Origin of the sequence: Plantactinospora sonchi (assembly GCF_036422035.1) — a bacterium.
Classification (GTDB): domain Bacteria; phylum Actinomycetota; class Actinomycetes; order Mycobacteriales; family Micromonosporaceae; genus Plantactinospora; species Plantactinospora sonchi.
Genome location: NZ_JAZGQK010000035.1, coordinates 93,373 through 114,999 on the forward strand (window position 1 = coordinate 93,373; position 21,627 = coordinate 114,999).

The window sequence follows — 21,627 nt, forward strand, 5'->3', positions numbered from 1 at the left end:
CTGGAGAAAACTCATGCCACTTCCCACCGGGACCAGCCGGCGCCGTGCCCTGACCGGGGCACTGCTCGCCCTCGGGCTGACCGTGGCCGCCAGCGCCTGCAACAGCGGCGCCAACGGCGGCGGCGCACCGGACACGATAAAGATCGGCCTGCTCGCCTCGCTCTCCGGCACGTACGAGGCGGTCGGCACCGAGATCCGCGACGGCTTCGAGCTCTACCTGAAGATGCACGACAACAGGCTCGGCGGCCACAAGGTCGAGCTGATCACCGCGGACGAGGGCAACGGCGCGCCGACCGCCGTACCGGCCGCGACCAAACTGATCAAACAGGACCGGGTGCACGTGCTCACCGGCATCGTCGGCGGCGGTTCGGTGGCCGCCGTCTACCCGCTGCTCGCCGAGGCCAAGATCCCGTTCGTCGGCTCGAACGGACGACCCGAGCTCAAGGACGTCTCGCGGATCTGGACCACCTCGTACCTCTCGGACGAGCCGGGCGCGGCCATCGCCGAGTACGTCCGGGACAACGTCAAGGGCGAGGTCTTCGCGATCGGCCCCGACTACCAGGGCGGCTGGGACGAACTGCGGGGCTTCACCGACACCTTCGCCAAGATCGGTGGCAAGTTGGCCAACCCGGACGGCAAGACGCTCTGGACCCCGTTCCCGGCGACCACCAACTTCACCCCGTACTTCGCCCAGATCAAGGCGTCCGGGGCGGAGGCGGTCTACACCTTCTACGCCGGTAACGCCGCGGTTGACTTCGTCAAGCAGTACGCCCAGTCCGAGATCAGCCACCTGCCGCTCTACGCCGCAGGCTTCCTGACCGAGGGCGGCGTGCTCGCCGCCCAGGCCGAGGCGGCCAAGGACATCTACTCGGTGCTGAACTACTCGCCGGACCTGGACAACGCGGAGAACCGGTCCTTCGTCGCGGCCTGGAAGGAGGACCACGACGGTTCGCCGACCACGTACGCGATGGCCTCGTACGACGCGGCCGCCGTGTTGGACAAGGCGATCGGCGCGGCGGGGGAGAACCCCACCCCGGAGGAGATCAACAACGCGATCGCCGGACTGGGCCAGATCAACAGCCCGCGCGGCACCTGGCAGTTCTCCCCGACGACGCACTCGCCGGTGCAGAAGTGGTACCTGCGGCAGGTCCGCCAGGACGGTCGGGCGCTCTCCAACACGGTCGTCGGGGACCTGGCGACCGTGGGCGGATGACCGGGTACGCGGCGCGGGTGACCGACTCGATCGACCCGTACCTGATTCCCGCCCTGGACGGGGTCGCCTACGGGTTGCTGCTCTTCGTCGCGGCGTCCGGACTGGTGCTCTGCTTCGGGGTGGCGAACATCCTGAACCTGGCGCACGGCACCCTGTACGCGGTCGGCGCGTACACCGTGTCGGCGCTCGCCGACGGTGGCTGGGGCAGTCTGCTGCTGGCCCTGGCCGTCGGGGTGCTCGCCGGGGCCGGGGCGGGTGGCCTGCTCGCCGGGCTGCTCGCCCCGGTCGCCCGACGGGACCATCTCACCCAGGCGCTGCTGACCTTCGGTGTAGCCCTGGCCGGTGGTGCGCTGCTGGTCGCGGCCTTCGGACCGGACAGTCTGCCGGTGCGGATCCCGGCCGTGCTGGAGGGCACCGTCGAGGTGGCCGGTCACCGGTACGCCGCGTACCGGCTGGGCTTCATCGCCGTGGCGGCGGTGATCGCGGTACTGCTCGCCCTGGTGGTGACCCGGACCCGGGCCGGCATGCTGGTCCGGGCCGCGGTCGACGACCCGGAGATGGTCGCCTCCCTCGGGGTGAACCCGGCCCGGATCCGGATCGGCGTGCTCTGCACCGCCGGCGCCCTGGCCGGGGCGGCGGGCGTGCTCGGCGCGCCGATCATCGGTCCGGCCCCGACCACCGCCGACACCGTGCTGCTGCTCTCGCTCGTGGTGGTGGTGCTCGGCGGACTCGGCTCGGTCCGGGGCACCCTGCTGGCCGCGCTCGCGGTCGGGGAGATCCAGACCCTCGGCGTGGCGCTGGCCCCGACCGTCGCGCCGTTCCTGCTCTTCGCGGCGATGGCGGCGGTGCTCGCGATCCGGGCCCGGGGACTGCCCGCCCGACGGCTCCGACTCCGCTGGGGAGGTACGACGTGAGCAGCGCCCGCCGTCGTCGGCTGGTCCAGGCCACCGCGGTCGGCGTACTCGCTCTCGCGGTCGCGGTGCCCTGGCTGACCGACCCGTACACCACGTCGCTGCTCGCCCGGACCCTGGTGCTCGGTCTGGTCGGGGTGAGCGTCGCGCTGCTGACCGGGGTGGCCGGACTGCCGACGCTCGGCCAGACCGGGCCGTACGCTGCCGGCGCCTACGCCGGTGCCCTCGTCGGGCTGCACGTCTCGTCGGTCGGGGTGGTGCAGGTGCTGACCGGCGCTGCCGCGGGCGCGCTGTTCGCGGCACTCGCCGTGCCCCTGGTCGTCTACGCCCGGGGCGTGGTGGTGCTCATGATCACCCTGGCCATCGGCGAACTGACGGTGACCGCCGCCAGTCGGTGGCGTTCGGTGACCGGAGGGTCGGACGGCCTTGCCGGGATGCCGGCGATCCAGCCCGTCTGGGGCATGGGCGTGCTGGACAGCGACCGGGCACGCTATCTCTACACCCTCGTTGTGGTCTCGGTGGTGGTGGCGATCGTGCTGATGGTGCTGCGTACCCCGGCCGGCCTGCTGTTGCGGGCCACCCGGGACGACGAGGCGCGGATGCGGGCCAGTGGGCATCCGGTCACCGGCTACCTGGCGACGGCGTTCGTGGCCGGCGGCGCGGTGGCCGGCGTCGCCGGTTCACTCCTGGTAACCGCTCAGCAGTATCTCTCGCCGGCCGACTTCGGCTTCGACGTCTCCGCGCTGCTCCTGCTCGGTGTCGTGATCGGCGGGGCGACCTCGATCGGTGGCGCGATCGCCGGCACCGCCCTGGTGATCGCGGTCCGGGACTGGGTCTCCGGACAACTGCCCGGGCACGCGCCGCTGCTGCTCGGCGGTCTGTTCGTGCTGACCGCCTACCTCTTCCCCCGGGGGGTGGCCGGCTCCGCGGCCGGGATCGCCACCCTGCTCCGGTCCCGGGCCCGGAACCGTTCCCAGCCCGACGAGCGGGGACCGGACCGACCGCCCGGGGAGGGACCAACTCCCACCGCCCCGGCCCAGGCCCGGCCGGAGGTGGTCGGATGACCGCGCTGTTGACCGCCGAGGCGGTGACCCGGCGGTACGGCTCACTGACCGCGGTGGACCGGGTGACCCTGCGGATCACCGAGGGGGAGCGGCACGCCCTGATCGGCCCGAACGGGGCCGGCAAGACCACGCTGCTCGACCTGATCGGCGGGGCGACCCGGGTCGACGCCGGCCGGATCGGTTTCGCGGGGCGGGACGTCACCCGGCTCGGGCCGGCCCGGCGGGCCCGGATCGGCATCGGCCGCATCCACCAGCGTCCCGCCGTGTGGCCGTCGCTGACCGCGCTGGAGAACGTCGAGGTGGCCGCCTGGCGCCGGGTCGGCGGGCTGCGCGGGGTAGCCACGCCGGGGCGGTTCCGCGGGCGGCTGCGGGAACCCGCACTGGCCCTGCTCGACCGGGTCGGGCTGACCGAGGTGGCGACCAGCGCGGCGGGTCACCTCTCCCACGGGCAGCGGCGACAGCTGGAGATCGCGATGGCGCTCGCCGGCGAACCCCGGCTGCTGCTCCTGGACGAACCGGCCGCCGGACTCTCCAGTGTCGAGGTGCAGCGGCTGGTCACCCTGCTGTCGAACCTGTCCCGGGAGGTTTCGGTCCTGCTGGTCGAGCACCGGCTCGACCTGGTGTACACACTGGCCGACACGGTCACCGTGCTGCACGACGGTCGGCACGTGGCGACCGGCGGGCCGGCCGAGATCCGCGACTCGCCGGAGGTCCGGCGGGCCTACGCCGAGGCGGTGCGCTGATGCTGCGGGTGAGCGGACTCCACGCCGGGTACGACGGCGGCACCGTACTGCACGACGTCGGGGTGGAGGTGGCGGCCGGCGAGGTCCAGGCCGTGGTCGGCCGCAACGGCGCCGGCAAGAGCACCCTGGTGCACGCCGTCGCGGGCCTGGTCCGGCCGTACCGTGGTGAGGTCCGGGTCGACGGGGTCGACCTCGCCGGCCGCCCGGCGCACCGGGTGGCCCGGGCCGGTGTCGGCCTGGTACCGCAGGGACGCCGGGTGTTCCCCCGGCTGACCGTGGCCGAGCACCTGACCCTCGCCGCCGGTGTCCGGCGGCGCGGCACCGCGTCGTCCGGTCCACGCTGGACGGTTCCAGGAGTGTTGGAGCTCCTGCCCCGGCTCGCCGAGCGGTTGCGGCACCGGGGTGACCAGCTCTCCGGCGGTGAACAGCAGATGGTGGCCATCGCCCGGGCGTTGCTCACCCAGCCCCGGGTGTTGCTCCTCGACGAGCCGGGCGAAGGGCTCGCCCCGGAGCTGGCGGCCCGGGTCCGGGAGCTGATCAGCCGGCTGGCCTCGGCCGGGCTGAGCATCCTGGTCATCGAGCAACAACTGCCGCACGCGATCGAGGTGGCCGACCGGATCGCCGTGCTCGACTACGGCCGGGTGGTGTTCACCGACTCGTCGGCCGCGGTACGCGCCGACCCGGCTCCGGTCGAGGCCTTGTTGAGTGTGGCCGGCGCGGCCACCCCGGACGGAGGCGTACCGGTTCCGTCCGACCAGGAGGCGGCCCGTAACGGGTCCGACCCCATCCGCCCCGGGCCCGTCGGCGGGCCGGAAGAGCCTGCTCCGCCACCCGGACCCCCGCCCGTAGCAACCTCCCCTTCGACAGTCACACCCTCTCCCTCGTCCGCACCCTGACGTACGCCCCGACTCGTCCTCGCGTTCCGCATCCGGGATCCCCTCCGGTGCCGACGCGCGATGGTGCGTGCCCGGAGCATCGTCACCGATCATCATGATGGAGGTACCGATCGTGACAACCACCCCTGTACGGACCGGTTACGCCTTCGACAACCGCTCGCCGGAAGCCGAGGCGCAGATGCGAGCGCTGGAGGCGTTCCTCGATCCGATAACCGCGGACCGGTTGGCCGCACCCGTGCTGACCCCCGGTGCGCGCTGCTGGGAGGTGGGCGCCGGAGGCGGCTCGATCGCCCGGCTGATGGCCCGGGCCGTCGGCCCCACCGGCCTGGTCGTCGCCACCGACATCGAACCCTCGCACCTGGTCTCCGAGGGCAACCTGGTGGTGCGGCAGCACGACGTGCGGACCGGTGCGCCGGAGGGCGGGCCGTTCGACGTGATCCACGCCCGCCTGGTCCTGCTGCACCTGCCCGAGCGGCGCCGGGTGCTGGCCGAACTGATCAACGCCCTGGCGCCCGGTGGTTGGCTGGTCGTCGAGGAGTTCGACTGCACGGCGGGGCTGCGGGTGCTGGCGGCACCGACCGACGACGCCGCGAAGCTCTTCCAGGAGGTGATGGAGGCGACGCTGGGCATCCTGCAGGACCGGGGCGCGGACCTGGCCTGGGCGCAGGACGTGCACACCGAGATGGTGCTGGCCGGTCTCGGCGACGTCGACACCATCACCCACTCGCAGAGCTGGACCGGCGGCTCCACCGGCGCGTCGTTGCACGAGACGAACTCCCGGCAGCTCGAGCCGCGGCTGCTCGCCACCGGTCTGTCGCCGGACCAGTTGCACGTCTTCCGGGAACTGGCCCGGGACCCCGCGTTCGCCTCGCTGTCGTACCAGTTCGTCTCCACCCGGGGCCGTCGGCCGGAGCCGGGCAGGGTACCGGCACCCCGTCGTCCGGGCCGGTCGACGAGCTGAGGTCGCCGGCTGTCGGCCCGCCCGTCGACGGCCGTCCCGGCCGGTGCTGGTGGCACACGCCCGTGTCACCGGCACCGGCACCGGAGCGCCGTGCCGGAGTTCGGCGCACCAGCCGACGGGCGGGCCGGACGGGTACCCGCACCGCGTCCCGGTGGGGCGGTCAGAGCCGTCGTGCGTAACAGACCGACAGCGGCTCGCCACGGTAGGGGCCGAAACCTTCGACCCGCCGGTAGCCCTCGCGCTCGTAGAAGCGCATCGCGTCCGGCTGGGCGGTGCCGGTCTCCAGCAGCAGTGTCTCCACCCCGCGCTGGCGGGCCTGCTCCTCCAGCGCCCGGAGGACGGCCACCGCGATCCCGGTGCCACGGGCGGTCGGTGTCACGTACATCCGCTTGATCTCGGCCGAGTTGTCGTCGAGGAAGCGCAGTCCGCCGCAGCCGAGTGCGGTGCCGTCCGGGGACCGGGCGAGGACGAACACGCCGACGGACCGGGCCGACGGGGGCTCTCCCGGTTCGTGGTTGGTGCAGCCGTACCGGGCGTCGAGTTCGGCCCGCTGTGCCGCGCGCAGCCGGACGCCGTCCGGGTCGTCCCAGTCGGCGAGTTCGACAATCACCGCCCCTGCCATTCGCTGCTCCCCTCATCGTCGTAACAAGCGTTACCGTAACATGCGTTACGCTAAGTCGGTGTGGCGGGAGGGGCGGAGTGAGCAGACAGCGTGACCTGCCCGGGCAGCGGGCCAGACTCTCCGCGGCGACCTGGGCGGTCCTCGCCGAGCAGGGCCTGCCGGGGCTGACCCTGCGGGCGGTCGCGGAGCGGGCGGGCTGTACGACCGGCCTGGTGCTGCACACGTTCCCGGACAAGCGGGCCCTGCTCGTCCACGCCCGTGAACTGCTGCACCAGCGCACCGCGGAGCGGGCGGACGCGGCCGAGGCGCTCGGCGGAACACCGTCGGAGGTGCTGCGCGCGGTCCTCCTCCAGGCCGTCTGCCTGAGCCCGGAGAAGCGGGAGGAGGCCCGGGTCTGGCTGGGTTTCCTGGCCGCCGCGCTGGCCGACCCCCGGCTCGCGGAACTGCACACCGCCAACAACCGGTCCTTCTGCCGCCGGGTCGCCCGGCTGGTCGCCGCCGGTCATCCGGACTGGCCGCCGGACCGCCGGGACCGGGCGGCGAAACACCTGGTCGCGCTCGTCGAAGGGCTCAACACGCTGGCGGCGGTCGACCCGGAGACCTATCCGGCGCAACTGCAACAGGCGGCCCTCGAGGCCGCGATCGGATCGCTGTCGCGGCTGTAGGCCGCCGCCACTCCGCTTCCCGGTGACCGGAGCCGCCGTGCGGATGCGCGGCCACGGGAACCGTACGGCCCGGTGGTCCGTCAGAACGTTCATGAACAACTGGCGGACTCTTCCGGCGACCGCGGCCGGTTCCCTGCTTCTGCTGGTCACGGCCTGCGCCCAGGGTGGCGACGGGACCGGGGCCGCTGCCCCCGGGCTGCCCGTCTCCGACAATGTCGACCCGTCCGGGGTCGTGCTACGGGTGGAGCACACCGGTGGTTTCGTCACCCCGGCCACCCTGCTCGGCCGGCTGCCGATGGTGACGGTCTACGCCGACGGACGGGTGATCACCGAAGGTCCGCAGACACTCGCCTTTCCCGGTCCGGCGCTGCCGAACATCCAGGTCCAGCGGATCGCCGGGGAGGACGTCGACCGGTTGATCGAGCGGGCCCGCGCCGCCGGCGTGGAGGCCGGGGCCGACCTCGGCCGGCCCTCCGTCACGGACGTCCCCTCGACCCGCTTCACCGTCAGGTTCGCCACCGGTACCGAGGTCCTTGAGGTGTACGCCCTGAACGAGGGCATCCAGCCGCCGGACGGGTCAGCCGACGACGGGGCGCCGTCGGACGGGCTGACCGACATCCAGCGGGCCGGTCGGGCGGAACTGCGAAACCTGGTGGCGGCGCTCACCGACCTCGGCGCAACCCTGGGTGCCGACCGGGTGAGCCCGGCGGAGCCGTACCGGCCGACGACGGTGGCGGCACTCGCCACCGCCTGGTCCGGCGACCCGGACGGCCCGGAACAGCCCGCGCTGGCCTGGCCCGGTCCGGCGTTGCCGGGCCCGTCGCTGGGATCCGGCCTCGACCTGGGGTGTGTCGAGGTGGGCGGTGCCGCCACCGCCGAACTGCTGACCCTGGCCGAGAAGGCGAACGCCCAGACCCCGTGGACGTCCGGCGACGACCGCTGGACGGTCGCGCTGCGTCCGCTCCTGCCTGACGAGACGGAGTGTGCCGACCTTGCAACCGATTAGTTCCCCGGTGTTCCAGCCGATCAGCCTGCCTGGTTTCCAGCCGATCAGTTCACCGGACAGCTCCGCCGAACCGACCCGTGCGCGGGCCCGACGGCGCAGAATGGGAGGCGCGGCGGCCTCGACGCGGACCGGCCCGTTCCCGATCCGGTACGACGACGGTGAACGGGCCGGGAGCGATTCCTCCCCACCCTCCGGTGAACCGGGCCGTCTCCCACCAGCAGGGTAGGGTCCGACCGGCGCCTTCCCCACGGCCCGGTCGAGAAAGGCGAGTCGATGGAGCAGCAGAGGCGTTTCGCGGTGGACCCACCGGAGACGAGCGCGAGCGTCGCACCGGGCCCGCAGTTGCTCGGCTGGCGCTACCAGCCGGACGCGCGGGACTGGGACATCCCACGGCTGCTGGAGATCGCCGAACCACCGGAGTCGATCCGGCAGATGACCGTCGAACAGATCCTGGCCGGCACGCCGTACTTCTCGGACTGGCGGGCGTACCTGGTCTTCTGGCGCTGGCTGCGGACGCAGCGGGAGCCGCTCACGAAGCGTGACACGGCCCCGGCGTGGGAGCTGACCGTCCAGCTGGACCAGGGGCAGACCGGGCACTGCGTGGGATTCGGGTGGGCCGGCTGGGTGGACGCGATGCCGGTGGCGGGCACCTACCAGAACGCCGACGGCCACGCCCTCTACTACGAGTGCAAGGTGATCGACGGGGAGCCGGGCAAGGAGAACGGTTCGACGGTGCGGTCCGGGGCGCTGGCGGTCCGGGAGCGGGGGCGGCTGGCCGCCTTCGCGTTCGCGCGCACCACCGCCGAGATCGACGAGTGGATCGACAGCCAGGGGTCGGTCGTGGTCGGTACCGCCTGGACGAGTGACATGTTCGGCCCCGACGCGGACGGGTTCGTCAAGCCGACCGGATCGGCCAACGGTGGCCACTGCTACCTGATGCTCGACCGGATCGAGGACGAGGACGCCTACCTGTTCCAGAACTCCTGGGGTGCGGACTGGGGTCAGGGTGGCCGGTTCAAGATGCGGCGCGGTGACTTCGACAGCCTGCTCCAGGACCAGGGTGAGGCGTGTTGCGCGGTGGAGCTGCCACACTGAACCGGAACGACGGCCCGGCCCGGGCCGCGGATCGGAGGTTCGCCGGTGGCGCGCCATGATCTGACCGAGAAAGACACGGGGCGGTCGTTTCCGGCCGCTCCCGGTGACCTGGTTGTCGTCGAGCTCGGCGAGACGCCGAGTTCCGGCTACCGGTGGCACCTGGAGGCGGTCGACGACCACGTGGTCGCCCCGGCCGGCGATGCCTTCCGGACCGACGAGGGAGGGCTGGGCGCCGGGGGAAGGCGGCAGCTCCGGTTCAGCGTGGTCGGCGAGGGTCGGACGACGCTGCGGCTGGTACTGCGACGCGGCTGGGAGCCGGACGGACCGGTGGGTCGGCGGTTCGAGGTGATCTTCACCGTACGGTGACGTCCGGGCGTTCGTCGGCGGCGGTCGCCGCGGTGGGGTGGGATGAGGGCGTTGCCGTCTGGGGCACGCGGAGCAGCACCTATTGACATCTATCTATGTCACTGGATACCGTGACTTCGCCGTGGGACCCGACCGTTACGTTCTGTCAGCCGCAAGGAGTGTCCCATGACCAACGTCCGTGTCAGCGACGCCGTCACCGCCCTGTTCCGGGTCGTGCTCGGCCTGTTGTTCGCCCTGCACGGCGCCGCCTCCCTGTTCGGGGTCTTCGGTGGCAACCGTGGCAGCGGCGAGGCCATCCCGCTCGGCACCTGGCCCGGGTGGTACGCCGCGCTCATCCAGTTCGTCGGCGGAACACTCGTGCTGGTCGGACTCAGCACCCGGATCGCGGCCCTCATCTGCTCCGGCTCGATGGCGTACGCGTACTTCGTGGTGCACCAGCCGGAGGCCCTGCTGCCCCTGAACAACGGCGGTGAACTCGCCGCGATGTTCTGCTGGTCCTTCCTGCTGGTCGCCGCGCTCGGCGGTGGACGGTGGTCGCTGGACGCCGCGTTCGCCCGGCGTCGCAGCCGGGGGGTCGTGGAGGCCGCTGAGCCCATCGCCGCGCCCGCGCGCTGATTCCCGACCCCGTCGTCGCGCCTGCGTCTGAACCGCCCGACGTGTCCGCGTCGCCGGGCACCTGATCCGCCCGTCGCGCTCCGTCTCCGTCCGCCGGCCGCCCGCCGGCGGACGGAGACCGGGCGCGACGCCGTGTTCGCGGTCGATGGTCAACTGCCGTCGCGCAGGTCCGCCAGCCGACCCGTCTCGAAGCCGATCCGGTCGAACTCCACCGTGCAGCCGGAGCCCGTCGGAGACTGCGCCTCCAGCCCCATCCGGAGCGGCTCGGCCTGCTCGTCGAGTCGGAAATAGCGGACGAAGTGCCACCAGGACCCGTCGGTGCTGGCGTGGAAGGCCCAGGCGGGCCCGAGGCGGGAGACGCGCAACCAGAGGGGTGCGTCGTCGGGCACGACAAAGCCGTTCGCGTCGTCCGACACGTCCCGAGTGATCACCGAGACGACCATCCCGGAGGTCTGGGGCGACCGCTCGTACGCGAGTTTCGCCCAGTTTCGTGGCCCGGCGTAGAGCAGGAGGCAGCCCGCGTCGTACGTGGCGGAGAAGCCGACCCGGACCCGGGCCGAGAACCGGAAGTCGCCGTCGGGTGCCGCCCCGAGCAGCCGAGGCGCGCTGAGTACCGGTGCGTCACCCGCGGGGTCCACGAACATGTCCGTTCCGCCCGATGCGGTCACGGTGAGCCCGTCGTCGCCGTTCTGGTGCCACTCGGCGGGTGCGACCTCCCAGGTCAGCGTTGTCGGGATTGGAGTGAGGCTGGTTCGCATCCGTGCAGGATGCCAGAAACAGGGCCACTTCGGGGGGCCCGTCGTCGCGACCCAAAGCTTCGGCACATCGCGGGTTTACCCCTTGGATGAGCGGCGATTCGGGGGTTACCGGCGGTCCACGCCTGAACGCGCTGCTTGGGCCTTCGAGGGCGCGACGGAATGCGATCTCAGAGCAGGAGGGAAATGGGGTGGGTGGAGCATGATATTGAGGCGTCGAGCGGTGTTGTTGCTGATGATGCTGATGACCGCCGTACCGTTGGTGCTGGCCGGTTGCACGGGCGGTCCCATCAAACGGGCGTCCCGGCCGGCGCCGGTGCCACCCAAACTGGCGATCACCCCGGCGCCGGAGAGTCGAAATCTGCCGACCAGTGTGGAGATCGGCACCACGGTCAGTGATGGAAAGATCTCCGAGGTCGTGCTGACCGATGACAAGGGCGTTCGCGTCGACGGGGCGATGCGTTCCGACGGCTCCGGGTGGATGCCGAGCAGGGCGCTGGCGAACAGACGGACATACACCGCCCAGGTGACGGCGAAGAATGACTCCGGTAAGACGGTCACCCAACGGACCACCTTCACCACGATGGACAAGCCGGCCAGACGTACCGTGACCAACCTGAACGTGCAGGACAAGCGGACGTACGGGGTCGCGATGCCGGTGACGGTGTCGTTCGATTCGGAGATTCCGAAGGACGCGCGCGCGGGAGTCCAACGGCGTCTGCTGGTCAGCACCGACCCGCCGCAACCGGGGGTCTGGGCCTGGGAGGCGAACGGACGGCAGGTCTCCTACCGGCCGCCGGACTTCTGGCAGCCCGGTACCCGGCTGAACGTGCGGGCGGCGCTCGACGGGGTGCCGATGGGCAAGGGCAGTTTCGGCGACACCGACCGGACGGGGAGCGCCCGGATCGGTGACCACCGGTTGTTCCTGGAGATCGACAACAGGACCAAGCAGATGTCGGTGTTCAAGGACGACAAGCTGATCCGCAAGATCCCGGTCAGTCTCGGCAAGAGCAGCACCCCGACATCCAGCGGCAAGATGGTGATCATGGAGAAGCACGAGTCGACCATCTTCGACACCACGGGCTCCCCGGACCCCTACGTGGTCCAGGTTGAGGATGCCCAACGGTTGACCTGGGGCGGCGAGTTCATCCACGCGGCGCCGTGGTCCGTCGGCGACCAGGGGAGCCGGAACGTGTCGCACGGTTGCACCAACGTCTCGAACGCCAACGCGGACTGGCTGATGGAGACGACCCGGATCGGTGACCTGGTCACGATCAAGGGCACCGAGGTCAAACTGGACCAGGGCAACGGGTGGACGGCCTGGAACGTGAGCTGGGACGAGTTCGTCAAGGGCAGCGCACTGCCGGTGCCGGCCGACCTCAAGCCGGCCCCACCCGCGCCGGCCGGTCCGGCGAACGGAGGCCCGCCCGCCGCCGACAAGGCGTCGACACCGACACCGACACCGTCCAACGGCGGGCGGTAGTTCATCGATCTGTACCGGTGCCACCGACGACCGCGTCGTCGGTGGCACCTCTGCGCGCGCGGCGACACCGGTGGCCCGGCGCGGTCGACCCGCACCCGTCGACCCTGGTGCCCCGGTGTGGGAACGGGACCGCGGTGTCGACCGGTCAATCGGATTCCGCCGCCCAGCTCGGCCCCTGGACGCGGCGGAAAGCCGGCTTCGACGTACCGGACGGCCCGGGTGGGGCCCACTTACCGCTGGCTGTTGTACGCCTGCACGACCGACGACGGAATGCGCCCGCGCTCGGAAACGTCGTAGCCGTTCTGGACGGCCCATTCCCGGATGGCACGGTTCAGTTCCCGGTCGCTGCGGGTGGGACTCGTCGGGGCGCCGCGCCGGCCGGTGCGACGGCTTTCCACCGGACCCCGTCCGACCCGGTTGCCCGCGTGGATGTAGACGTCCAGCGCCTTCCGAAGCTTGCCGGCGTTCTTATCCGACAGGTCAATCGTGTAGTTGACGCCGTCGATACCGAACTCGACGGTGCGGTCGGCCTCGCCGCCGTCGAGGTCGTCGGTCAGCAGTGTGATTACCTGCTTCGCCATGGTCGATTACTCCTCGTGTACAAATCTATTTCTAGGGGTTGAGTTTGACTGACCGGCGGGCAATTCTGCAAGTCATTGGGCAATTCCGGTTCCACAGTGCCCGCTACCCGGACTTTCCGCGTGCCCGGACCGGCCGTTTTGTGTACGTCGCGGACGCCGACCTCGAGCGCGGTCGGTATGCGCCGGCACCAACTGTTCCCGGCCGGGCGCCGAGGCGGGACTTTCCCACTTGTCCAGATCGGATCGTGGATGGTGCCCGGATCGGCCCGGTACGACCGACGTCTTCCGGCGGGCTGGCCGGCGGCCCGACAGGCTGGCATGCTCGCGGATAGGTCGGCGCTGGTCCTGGCGTCGGCACCGGATCCGAGACCGTTGGTGGTGCCCGTTGGCCCGAGCAGATCGTTCGCCTGACGAGTCGTCCGGGTCACCGACGTCCGAGGAGTCGGTGCCGGCGGAGTCGACGTCCGTGGAATTGGCGCCGCCGACGGCGGACGAGTGCCAGGTGTGGCGCCTGCCGATCGGCGCGGAGCACTGGCGCGACTTCGACGTACTCGACGAGGGGGAGCGGGCCCGACACCGACGCTTCCGCCGCTCCGCCGACCGGGACCGCTACCAGGCCGCGCACGTCGGCGTACGGCTTTTGCTCGGTCACTACCTCGGGGTTCACCCGGCCGAACTGCGTTTCTCCCGGCATTGCCGGCACTGCGGCGCCGGACACGGAAAACCGACGGTGGCGTATCCGGCGACGAAGTGGGAGTTCTCGGTCACCCATTCCGGTGACTGGGTCGCGGTCGCGGTGGCGTCGGTACCGGTCGGCCTCGACGTGCAGGAGACGACGGACGGCACCGACGTGGTCGCGCTGAGCACGGCGGTGCTCTCGCCGGCGGAACTGCGGTGGTGGCGCGAGCGGCCGGCGGAGGACGCCCGGCGAGCCTTCTTCGGATACTGGGCCCGCAAGGAGGCGTTGCTGAAGGCGACCGGGCACGGCCTCGCGGTGCCGATGAACACGGTCACCCTCAGCCCACCCGAGGAACCCGCCCGGCTGGTCGACTGGGCCGCCGACCGACCGCTGGACGGTCCGGCGCAGCTGTCCGACCTCGACGCGGGGCCGGGCTACACCGCCGCCGTCGCGCTCCTGTCCCCGCTGCCGGTACGGATAACCCGGGCGGAGCTGCCGCTCGGCGTCATCGCGGCGGCGCACACCTCGGCTGGGTAGTCTTCCGGTCGTGGTGGAAGTACGTCGGGCGGTCGTCGCCGACGCGTCCGAGCTGGTACGACTGCGCGGGCTGATGCTGGCGGACATGCACGGCCGAGTTCCTGAGCCCGGCCCCTGGCAGCACCTCGCGGCGCAGACCCTGCGGCGGCGGCTTGACGACGGTTCGCTGGCGGCCTTCGTGGTGGACCGGGGGACCGTGGACGGTGACGGTTCCGTGCTGACGGCGGACCGGGGGATCGCGGGGGACGGCGACGGCTCCACGCTGACGCCGAACCGCTCCGCTCCGGTTCGGGACGACCTCGTCCGGTCCGGCGACCACGCCGGTCCGGCGCCGGGTGGGCTGGTGGCGTGCGCGGTCGGCGTGATCGAGACCAGGCTGGGGGATCCGACGAACCCCAGCGGCGAGTCGGGGTACGTGTTCAACGTCGCCACCGAGTCCGGGTACCGCAGGCGGGGGTACGCCCGGGCCTGCGTGGCGCGGCTGCTGGACTGGTACCGGCGACGCGGCATCCCGGTCGTCGACCTCCGGGCCACCCCGGACGGGGAGGCGCTCTACCGGTCGCTCGGCTTCGTGTCGTCCGCCACGCCGGTGCTGCGGCTCGACAACCGGATCCGCTGAGCCCGGACCGTCTCCGCCAATTGCGTCCGGGAGGGTCTCCCAGGTTCCGTCAGGGGTCGTCTCCCAAGTTCCGTCAGGGGTCGTCGCCCGGGCTCGGTCAGGGCCGTCGTCCGGGTTCGGCCAGAGGTTGTCTCCGGCGGCCGTCAGAGGCCGAAGACGCTCTCCTCGGCGCCGTCCCGGGCGCCGTCGACAAAACCCCGGAACGCGGGATCGTCCCGGTCGGCGGTCACGCTGGTCACCTGCTCCCCGGTGGCCTCGGCGACCGCGTCCACCAGCGGCGCGTACGTCAGGTCGACCTCGCCGAGTTCGTCCTCCTCGAGTTCGGCGAGGTTCAGCACGTCCTGCAACTCGTCGGCCGGGGTGTCCGGATCAGCGGCCCAGGACTCGCCCAGCCCGTAGCACTCGTCGTAGAGCGCCCGCTGGTCCTCGGTCCAGTCGTCGTCGTAGTCCTTCACTCCGTACCCCCTTCGCCGGCCGCCGCCTACTCCTCTGAGCATGCCCCGAGGCGACGGGAACTGCGCGCGGTCACGGAAACGTGTCCGGGCCGGAGAAGTCGGAGCGGGGGCACCGAAGGTGAACTGACCGTTTTGTCCCTGACTCGACCGGGCCCGCCCGGAGCCTCCCGGTCACGAGGTGACGCGGACACCCCCGAGAACCGTCGCCCGCCAGCGGTGGCAGCCCACGACTGTCGACCCGGCCCGTCCGACGAGGGACGGCCCGGAGGGGTCAGAGTCCGGTCCAGACCGCCTTCGCGCCGGAGTCGCCGGTGCGGACCACGTAGTACAGGCTGGCGCCGGCCGCGAGCAGCGTCAGCACCGCCAACACCTGGGGCAGGAGACGCCGCGCGCCGGTCGTACCGGCCTGGTCGGTCGCGGGGTTCGGGGCGACCAGGTAGACCAGAGCCAGCGTCAGCAGGCCGAGCAGCAGCGCGACGGTGAGTGTCAGGTTGCCCAACTGCTGATGGGACTCGAGTTTCGGGTAGAACTCCGGACTGATCCGGTCGCCGGACTCGAGCCGGGCGAAGAACGCGTCGCCGGAGAGCTTCGCCAGCAGCGCGGCCACCGGCGTCGCGACCGCGAGCAGGCCCAGCACCCAGCGCAGGTGCGGCCGGACGAGCGGAACGAAGGCGTACGCGACCGCCGAGATGGCGAGCAGTGGCACGAACACCACCGCGGCGTGGACCAGGAGGGGGTGGGTGGGTATCCCCATGAACTCCTCGAGCACCGGCGTCTCCTCGGGGCGGCGACTGGGCAGTGAAGGCCGTGCCTGTCGTTCAGGTGCCGGCCCGTAGCCGGCCCACAGTGAGGGCCGTGCATGGCCCAGGCAAGCGTACGGATCCCGCCGTCCGAAACACAGAGGCGTCGGCGGGATGTGTGGTGCGGGGGGCATCCCGCGAGACAACCCCGCAGCGGCTCCGTCCACCCCGGTCAGCCCGCTCCTCGAGGTCGTCGGGCCAGGAGTGGGCGGTCGGGGTCACGCCGGGGAGGCGGACCGCCGTTGATCGGGCAGGACGACCCGATGGTCCGCGACCAGCGACGCCGGGGTCGGCGCGAGTTCCCGGGCGCCACCGCCCAGCCCGTGCGGCGGGACGACGGCCGGGGCCACGTCCCCCCGACCAGACACGACAGGGTCACCGGTCTACCGCGTGCCTCGGTGCGCGCCGTCGGACGGCCACGGTGGCTGTGCCGTGGCGTCCTTCCCGAGCCGGACGCGCGCGGCCACCGGCAGGTGGTCGCTTCCGGTGGCCGGCAACGACCAGAGGTGGGTGATCGTCGCCGTACGGGCCAGCACGTGGTCGATCCGGGCCACCGGCAGGGCGGCCGGCCAACTGAACGGGAAGCGCGGCCCGGTCGAGGTCATCCGCGACGTCACCGGCGCCAGCCCCCGGTCGTCGACGGTGCCGTTGAGGTCACCCAGCAGCAGCATCCGGTGCAGCGGTTCGGCGACGATCATGTTCCCGAGCAGGGTCGCGCTCTCGTCGCGCGAGCCGGACCGGAAGCCGTGTCGAAGGCCGAGCCGGAGCGAGGGCAGGTGCGTCACGTAGACGGCCACATCGCCCCGATGTGTCCGGGCGGTGGCCCGCAGACCCCGGTTCCAGTCGGGGCCGAACCCTTCCGGCCTGATGTCCACGGGGTGCACCTCGGTCAACGGGAACCTCGACCAGAGTCCGACCGTGCCGTACACCGCCTGGTGCGGAAGTTCCGGAGCCAACGTCGCCGCGTACGTCGGCAGGGCGGCCGGGGTCAGCTCCTGCAGCGCGACGAGATCGGGCCGGATGTCGAGCAGCGCCCGTGCCGTGCCCGCCGGATCGGGGTTCTCGTCACTGACGTTGTGCTGCACGGCGGTGACGTCGTGCGGCGGATCGTCGGCCGGGACCAGGTCGGGGCCGAAGAGACCGAGCCAGGCGGCGCCGGGGAGCAGGAGCGCGAGCAGGGCGACGACCGAGCGACGGAGCAGCGCGATGCCCAGCAGGACCGGCACGCCCAGACCGAGCCAGGGCAGGAACGTCTCCAGCAGACTGCCCAGCCGGCCGGGGGTGTTCGGCACCCGGCTGTGGCCGACCAGGAGAGTCGCGAGCAGGACGGCGACGGACGCCAGGAGGTGGCCGCGCCGTGGTCGGAACCGCCGTCCGGGTCGGGTGCCGGGACCGGTTCGCCGGTCGGGACGTCGCACCAGCCAGCGGGACACGCTGCTTCCGGTCGGTACGTCAACCCGATGTGGCGCAGGTTCCCCGGAGGTCATTGTCGGTTGCCCTTCCGCGTACTGTCCGCACCCGTCGCCGGGAGGCTGACGGTGTGTTCTGCCATGATGGTGGTCAACATGATCTCTCGGGAGCACACGACCCCTCAGGACCTCTGCCGGGACAGCCTCGACGGGCTCTCCGTCGGCGACGCGCTCGGCGCCCAGTTCTTCGTACCCGGCACGTCGGTCGCGGACCTCCGGGCGGGACGGCCGCCCGAACCGGTCTGGCCGTGGACCGACGACACCGAGATGGCCTGCGCGCTCGTCGCCGAGCTTGGTGCCGACGGCCGGGTCGACCAGGACCGGCTCGCCGCCGCCTTCGCCACACGCTTCGACCCGTACCGTGGCTACGGTGGCGGCGCCGTGGTCATCCTGCGGCAGATCGCGAACGGCGGCGACTGGCGGGACGTCTCCCGGGCGGCCTTCGACGGACAGGGTTCGATGGGCAACGGGGCCGCGATGCGGGTCGCCCCGCTCGGCGCCTTCCACGCCGGCGACTCCCGTTCGGCGGCGCTGGAGGCGATGCGCTCGGCGGAGGTGACGCACGCCCACGCGGAGGGGATCCTCGGCGCGGCGGCGGTGGCGGTCGCCGCCGCCGAGGCCGGCTGGGCCCGGCAGGTCCGGGACCGCCCGGAACCGGCCGCGCTGCTCGACGCGGTGCTCGGTTACCTGATCGACAGCCGGGTACGCACCGGGATCGAACGCGCCCGCCGAATCCTCGGGGCGGAGGTGGCCGAGGCCGCCTACGAGCTGGGCAACGGTGCGCAGGTGCTGGCGCAGGACACGGTGCCGTTCGCGCTCTGGGTGGCGGCGACCTGGCTCGACGACTTTCCGTCGGCGATCCTCGCCTGTGTCGAGGCGGGCGGGGACGTCGACACCACGGCGGCGATCGTCGGCGGCGTCGTCGCGACGTACACCGGCCGAGGGCCGAACGGGATTCCGGCGACCTGGCTGGCGCGACGCGAACCGTTGCCGGATCTCGTCGCCGTGGCCCGTCCGCTCTCGTCCGCTACCCGCCGGCCGGACGGCCCGGTCAACGGCCGGCGTCCCGGGTAGAGCTCTCGTCCGCTACCCGCCGGCCGGGCGGGCCGGGTCAACGGCCGGCGTCCCGGGTAGACCGGCGACCGCGCCCCGGCCCGCTGTCCACTCTGACGGTGTCGGCCGGGAGCCGGTCAACCGGGCGGCGTCGTGGTCCCCGGTGCGCCTGGTAGCGACACCGGCCATCGGTGACGGGCCGGAGACCGAACGGTCCCCAGGAGTGAGCCACCGGCCCCGCCCCCCACCGGTTGAGCGGATTGGTTACCTTGAACCCGGTCATCATGATCTGACCATCCGCGTACGGCTGGAGTCGCGGGGTTCCGTTGTGGGGATGGGGAGGTTACGGGTGGGTTCACACGGGCCGGCGGTCGCTGTTCCTCGCGGCCAGACGGTCGTCCCGCCGCAACCGCCGATGCCGGCGCAGCCCGCCCCGTCCCGGCCGAGTCCGCCCGGCGCGCTGCAACGGCTCACCGCCCCGCTGCACCAGACCCCCGGTCGGCTCACCGCGATCCTGGCCACTGTGGTGGTGCTGGGCCTGCTCACCGGCCTGGCCGCCCTGGTCGGCGTCCGACAGCGGGCCGACCTTGTCCACGGGGTCACCGCACGCAGCGGTGAGCTGCTGGTCGCCGCGCAGAATCTCTACCGGGCACTCTCCGACGCGGACGCCACCGCGGCGAGCGCGTTCCTCTCCAACGGACTCGAACCACCGGTCCTGCGTGAGCGGTACCAACGGGATCTCGCCGACGCCGCCGCCGCGCTGACCGTGGTGTCGGCCGCCACCGACGGACGGAGTGTCTCGGCGATCGCCCGGATCACCGCCCGACTTCCGGTCTACAGCGGCCTGGTGGAGACCGCCCGGAGCTACAACCGGCAGGGTCTGCCGCTCGGCGTGGCCTACCTGCAGGAAGCCTCCGGTCTGATGCGCGACGAGCTGCTGCCGGCGGCGCAGGAGCTGTACACGGCGGCCTCCGACGAGCTGGACGCCGCCCGGGACCGGGCGGCCGGGTTCCCGTGGATCGCCACGCTGCTCGGGTTGGCCACTCTCGCCGGTCTGGTGCTGACCCAGATCTACCTGATGCGGCGGACCAACCGGTTGCTCAACGTCGGGTTGCTGGTCAGCACCGGTTCGCTGGTGCTGCTGGTCGGCTGGCTCGCCGTGTCGGCGATCGCGGCGGGTGGTTACCTCCAGGCGAGTCGCGACGACGGCTCCGCGCAGATGAACCTGCTCGCCGAGGCCCGGATCGCCGGCCTGCAGGCCCGGGCCGACGAGGCGCTGACCCTGGTCGCCCGGGGTAACGGCGCCGCCTTCGAGGAGAACTTCGGCGTGGTCATGGAGCGGTTGGCCGGCACGGACGGCAACGGCGGTCTGCTCGGCCAGGCCCGGGCGGCGGCGTCGGACCAGGCCACCCGGCAGGCCGTGGAGACGGCGATCCTGAAGACCCAGGCGTGGACCGTCACGCACCGCCAGGTGCGCCTGCACGACGAGGCCGGCGACTACGAGAAGGCGGTGCAGACCACGGTGGGCAGTGAGGGGCTGACCACCGCGGCGATCTTCACCCAGCTCGACGAGGCCCTCGCCCAGGCCATCACGCACAACGGAGAGCGGTTCGAGCGTGAGGCGGCCAGCGCCGGCCGGGCGTTGACCGGCGCCGACGTCGGTATGGTCGGGCTGACCCTGCTCGTGCTGGTCGGGGCCGTGCTCGGAATTCAACGTCGGATAGCGGAGTATCGATGAGAGTCCGGCACCTCGCCGGCCGGCTGCTCGCCGGCGTCCTTGTCCTCGTGGTCACCGCCGGATGCGGCGTCAACGACCAGGCGCTGCCCGACGACCAGGTGCCGACGGCCCCGCCCCGACCGGTCGGCATGCAGGACCCGGCGGTCATCCCGAGCGGACCCGCCGGCTCGTCCGGCTCATGTGACCCCCGGGCCAGCCTGCGCCCCACGGGGGCGCTGCCGGCTCCGCGCCAGATGCCGTCCGGCTCGGCGATGGCACGGATCGTGCAGCGCGGTCGGCTGGTCGTCGGCGTCGACCAGAACAGCTACCAGTTCGGCTTCCGTGACCCGTTCACCGGACAGTTGACCGGCTTCGACATCGACATCGCCCGGGAGATCGCCCGAGCGCTCTTCGGCGACCCCAACAGGATCCAGTTCCGGGCGATCAGCTCCGCCGACCGGATCAAGGTGGTCCAGGACCGCAGTGTCGACCTGGTCGTCCGGACCATGACGATGAACTGCGAACGCTGGGAGCAGGTCTCCTTCTCCACCGAGTACTTCACGGCGGGGCAGCGGATCCTGGTCCACCGGGGCTCGGAGATCGGCTCGATCAAGGACCTGCGTGGCAAGAAGGTGTGCGCGGCGGCCGGCAGCACCTCGATCCGCAACATCGCGGAGGCGGAGACCGCGCCGGTGTCGGTGGTCAACTGGACGGACTGCCTCGTTCTGTTGCAGCAGAACCAGGTCGTGGCGGTGTCGACCGACGACAGCATCCTGGCTGGCCTCGCCGCCCAGGACCCGAACACCGAGGTGGTCGGTCCGAGGTTCAGCGACGAGCCGTACGGGGTGGCGATCTCCAAGGAGTCGCCGGAGCTGGTCCGGTTCGTCAACGCCGTACTGGCCAGGATCCGTTCCAACGGCACCTGGACCCAGCTCTACAACCGCTGGCTGCGGTCACTGGGGCCGGCGCCGGCGCCACCCACCGCCCGGTACCGGGACTAACGTGGTACCGGGAGTCCGGTACACGGTGGTGTCGTCGTCCAGCGCCGCCGCGCGTCCCCGGCGCTGTCGGAACAGCCTCACCGGGCATCCCGCGCCCGGCCGAAGGGAGCCGTACCTATGAGCGTCCGCTGCCTGCGGCCCGGTTGCCCGGGCTCGTACCGTCCCGACGGCCACTGTGACCGCTGTGGCGGCCGGGCGCCGACGGCCGGTTCGGCACCGACGGGCCCGTCGGGGGTCACCGGTCGCAGTACCGGCCGCGCCGCGGTCCCGAGCGCCGGTGGTGGGGCCCCGTCCCAACGCGCCGCCCCCACCGGCGTGCCG

22 protein-coding genes and 1 pseudogene are annotated in these 21,627 nt (G+C 72.1%); 17 read left to right on the forward strand and 6 right to left on the reverse strand.

Going from position 1 to position 21,627, the window contains the following annotated elements; translation table 11 throughout:
• Nucleotides 1-13: 13 nt before the first annotated feature.
• From V1633_RS32565 to V1633_RS32590, 6 genes are all read left to right on the forward strand, one after another.
• Nucleotides 14-1,213 carry an ABC transporter substrate-binding protein gene (locus V1633_RS32565; protein WP_331218160.1) on the forward strand — a complete coding sequence of 400 codons (1,200 nt, stop codon included), beginning with the start codon at nt 14-16 and terminating at the stop codon, nt 1,211-1,213.
• Nucleotides 1,210-2,127, forward strand: coding sequence for a branched-chain amino acid ABC transporter permease (locus V1633_RS32570; RefSeq protein WP_331218161.1), 918 nt, complete (start codon nt 1,210-1,212; stop codon nt 2,125-2,127). The genes V1633_RS32565 and V1633_RS32570 overlap by 4 nt, the downstream gene beginning before the upstream one ends.
• Nucleotides 2,124-3,188 (forward strand): branched-chain amino acid ABC transporter permease, encoded by a 1,065-nt coding sequence (locus V1633_RS32575; protein ID WP_331218162.1) that lies wholly within the window; start codon nt 2,124-2,126, stop codon nt 3,186-3,188. Before V1633_RS32570 ends, V1633_RS32575 begins: the two co-directional genes overlap by 4 nt.
• A complete protein-coding gene (locus V1633_RS32580; RefSeq protein ID WP_331218163.1) occupies nt 3,185-3,931 on the forward strand; it encodes an ABC transporter ATP-binding protein in 747 nt (248 codons plus the stop codon). Before V1633_RS32575 ends, V1633_RS32580 begins: the two co-directional genes overlap by 4 nt.
• Complete coding sequence (locus V1633_RS32585) at nt 3,931-4,827, forward strand: ABC transporter ATP-binding protein (RefSeq protein ID WP_331218164.1); 897 nt, start codon at nt 3,931-3,933, stop codon at nt 4,825-4,827. The genes V1633_RS32580 and V1633_RS32585 overlap by 1 nt, the downstream gene beginning before the upstream one ends.
• Before the next feature lie 112 nt (nt 4,828-4,939).
• Nucleotides 4,940-5,788, forward strand: coding sequence for a class I SAM-dependent methyltransferase (locus tag V1633_RS32590; protein ID WP_331218165.1), 849 nt, complete (start codon nt 4,940-4,942; stop codon nt 5,786-5,788).
• A 160-nt stretch (nt 5,789-5,948) separates the two neighbouring features.
• Here V1633_RS32590 and V1633_RS32595 read toward each other — a convergent pair whose 3' ends face one another.
• A complete protein-coding gene (locus V1633_RS32595) occupies nt 5,949-6,410 on the reverse strand; it encodes a GNAT family N-acetyltransferase (RefSeq protein ID WP_331218166.1) in 462 nt (153 codons plus the stop codon).
• 77 nt (nt 6,411-6,487) lie between these two features.
• Here V1633_RS32595 and V1633_RS32600 point away from each other — a divergent pair, with 77 nt between their 5' ends.
• The 5 genes from V1633_RS32600 (at nt 6,488) to V1633_RS32620 (ending at nt 10,157) form a co-directional block, all read left to right on the forward strand.
• On the forward strand, nt 6,488-7,075 hold the full coding sequence (locus tag V1633_RS32600; RefSeq protein ID WP_331218167.1) for a TetR/AcrR family transcriptional regulator: 588 nt from the start codon (nt 6,488-6,490) through the stop codon (nt 7,073-7,075).
• A 91-nt stretch (nt 7,076-7,166) separates the two neighbouring features.
• Nucleotides 7,167-8,081: a hypothetical protein gene (locus tag V1633_RS32605; RefSeq protein ID WP_331218168.1), complete on the forward strand. Its 915-nt coding sequence runs from the start codon at nt 7,167-7,169 to the stop codon at nt 8,079-8,081.
• A 273-nt stretch (nt 8,082-8,354) separates the two neighbouring features.
• Nucleotides 8,355-9,176: a C1 family peptidase gene (locus tag V1633_RS32610; protein ID WP_331218169.1), complete on the forward strand. Its 822-nt coding sequence runs from the start codon at nt 8,355-8,357 to the stop codon at nt 9,174-9,176.
• Nucleotides 9,177-9,221: 45 nt separating this feature from the next.
• Nucleotides 9,222-9,542, forward strand: a complete 321-nt coding sequence (locus V1633_RS32615) for a protease inhibitor I42 family protein (protein WP_331218170.1) — start codon at nt 9,222-9,224, stop codon at nt 9,540-9,542.
• Between the two features lie 165 nt (nt 9,543-9,707).
• Nucleotides 9,708-10,157, forward strand: a complete 450-nt coding sequence (locus tag V1633_RS32620) for a DoxX family protein (protein ID WP_331218171.1) — start codon at nt 9,708-9,710, stop codon at nt 10,155-10,157.
• A gap of 149 nt (nt 10,158-10,306) precedes the next feature.
• Here V1633_RS32620 and V1633_RS32625 read toward each other — a convergent pair whose 3' ends face one another.
• A complete protein-coding gene (locus tag V1633_RS32625) occupies nt 10,307-10,915 on the reverse strand; it encodes a DUF1349 domain-containing protein (RefSeq protein ID WP_331218172.1) in 609 nt (202 codons plus the stop codon).
• A 199-nt stretch (nt 10,916-11,114) separates the two neighbouring features.
• On the opposite strand from V1633_RS32625, the gene V1633_RS32630 reads away from it, so the two are divergent.
• Nucleotides 11,115-12,395 (forward strand): L,D-transpeptidase, encoded by a 1,281-nt coding sequence (locus V1633_RS32630; protein WP_331218173.1) that lies wholly within the window; start codon nt 11,115-11,117, stop codon nt 12,393-12,395.
• A 230-nt stretch (nt 12,396-12,625) separates the two neighbouring features.
• Here V1633_RS32630 and V1633_RS32635 read toward each other — a convergent pair whose 3' ends face one another.
• Entirely contained in the window at nt 12,626-12,976 is a 351-nt protein-coding gene (locus V1633_RS32635) for a histone-like nucleoid-structuring protein Lsr2 (RefSeq protein ID WP_331218174.1), read from the reverse strand.
• Between the two features lie 466 nt (nt 12,977-13,442).
• Between V1633_RS32635 and V1633_RS32640 the strand changes: the two genes are divergently transcribed.
• Together V1633_RS32640 and V1633_RS32645 are read left to right on the forward strand one after the other, a co-directional pair.
• Nucleotides 13,443-14,192 carry a 4'-phosphopantetheinyl transferase family protein gene (locus V1633_RS32640; RefSeq protein WP_331218175.1) on the forward strand — a complete coding sequence of 250 codons (750 nt, stop codon included), beginning with the start codon at nt 13,443-13,445 and terminating at the stop codon, nt 14,190-14,192.
• A 10-nt stretch (nt 14,193-14,202) separates the two neighbouring features.
• On the forward strand, nt 14,203-14,811 hold the full coding sequence (locus V1633_RS32645) for a GNAT family N-acetyltransferase (protein ID WP_331218176.1): 609 nt from the start codon (nt 14,203-14,205) through the stop codon (nt 14,809-14,811).
• 143 nt (nt 14,812-14,954) lie between these two features.
• On the opposite strand, the gene V1633_RS32650 is transcribed toward V1633_RS32645, so the two are convergent.
• The 3 genes and pseudogenes from V1633_RS32650 to V1633_RS32660 all read right to left on the reverse strand — a co-directional run.
• Entirely contained in the window at nt 14,955-15,308 is a 354-nt protein-coding gene (locus V1633_RS32650) for a hypothetical protein (RefSeq protein WP_331218177.1), read from the reverse strand.
• Between the two features lie 229 nt (nt 15,309-15,537).
• On the reverse strand, nt 15,538-16,035 hold the full coding sequence (locus V1633_RS32655) for a DUF2231 domain-containing protein (RefSeq protein ID WP_331218178.1): 498 nt from the start codon (nt 16,033-16,035) through the stop codon (nt 15,538-15,540).
• A 477-nt stretch (nt 16,036-16,512) separates the two neighbouring features.
• Nucleotides 16,513-17,484 (reverse strand): annotated as a pseudogene (locus tag V1633_RS32660) (endonuclease/exonuclease/phosphatase family protein); the annotation flags it as partial.
• Nucleotides 17,485-17,631: 147 nt separating this feature from the next.
• Here V1633_RS32660 and V1633_RS32665 point away from each other — a divergent pair.
• From V1633_RS32665 to V1633_RS32675, 3 genes are all read left to right on the forward strand, one after another.
• Nucleotides 17,632-18,609, forward strand: coding sequence for an ADP-ribosylglycohydrolase family protein (locus V1633_RS32665; RefSeq protein ID WP_331218180.1), 978 nt, complete (start codon nt 17,632-17,634; stop codon nt 18,607-18,609).
• 394 nt (nt 18,610-19,003) lie between these two features.
• Entirely contained in the window at nt 19,004-20,326 is a 1,323-nt protein-coding gene (locus tag V1633_RS32670; RefSeq protein WP_331218181.1) for a hypothetical protein, read from the forward strand.
• On the forward strand, nt 20,323-21,306 hold the full coding sequence (locus V1633_RS32675; protein WP_331218182.1) for a glutamate ABC transporter substrate-binding protein: 984 nt from the start codon (nt 20,323-20,325) through the stop codon (nt 21,304-21,306). The genes V1633_RS32670 and V1633_RS32675 overlap by 4 nt, the downstream gene beginning before the upstream one ends.
• The last annotated feature ends 321 nt before the right edge of the window (nt 21,307-21,627 follow it).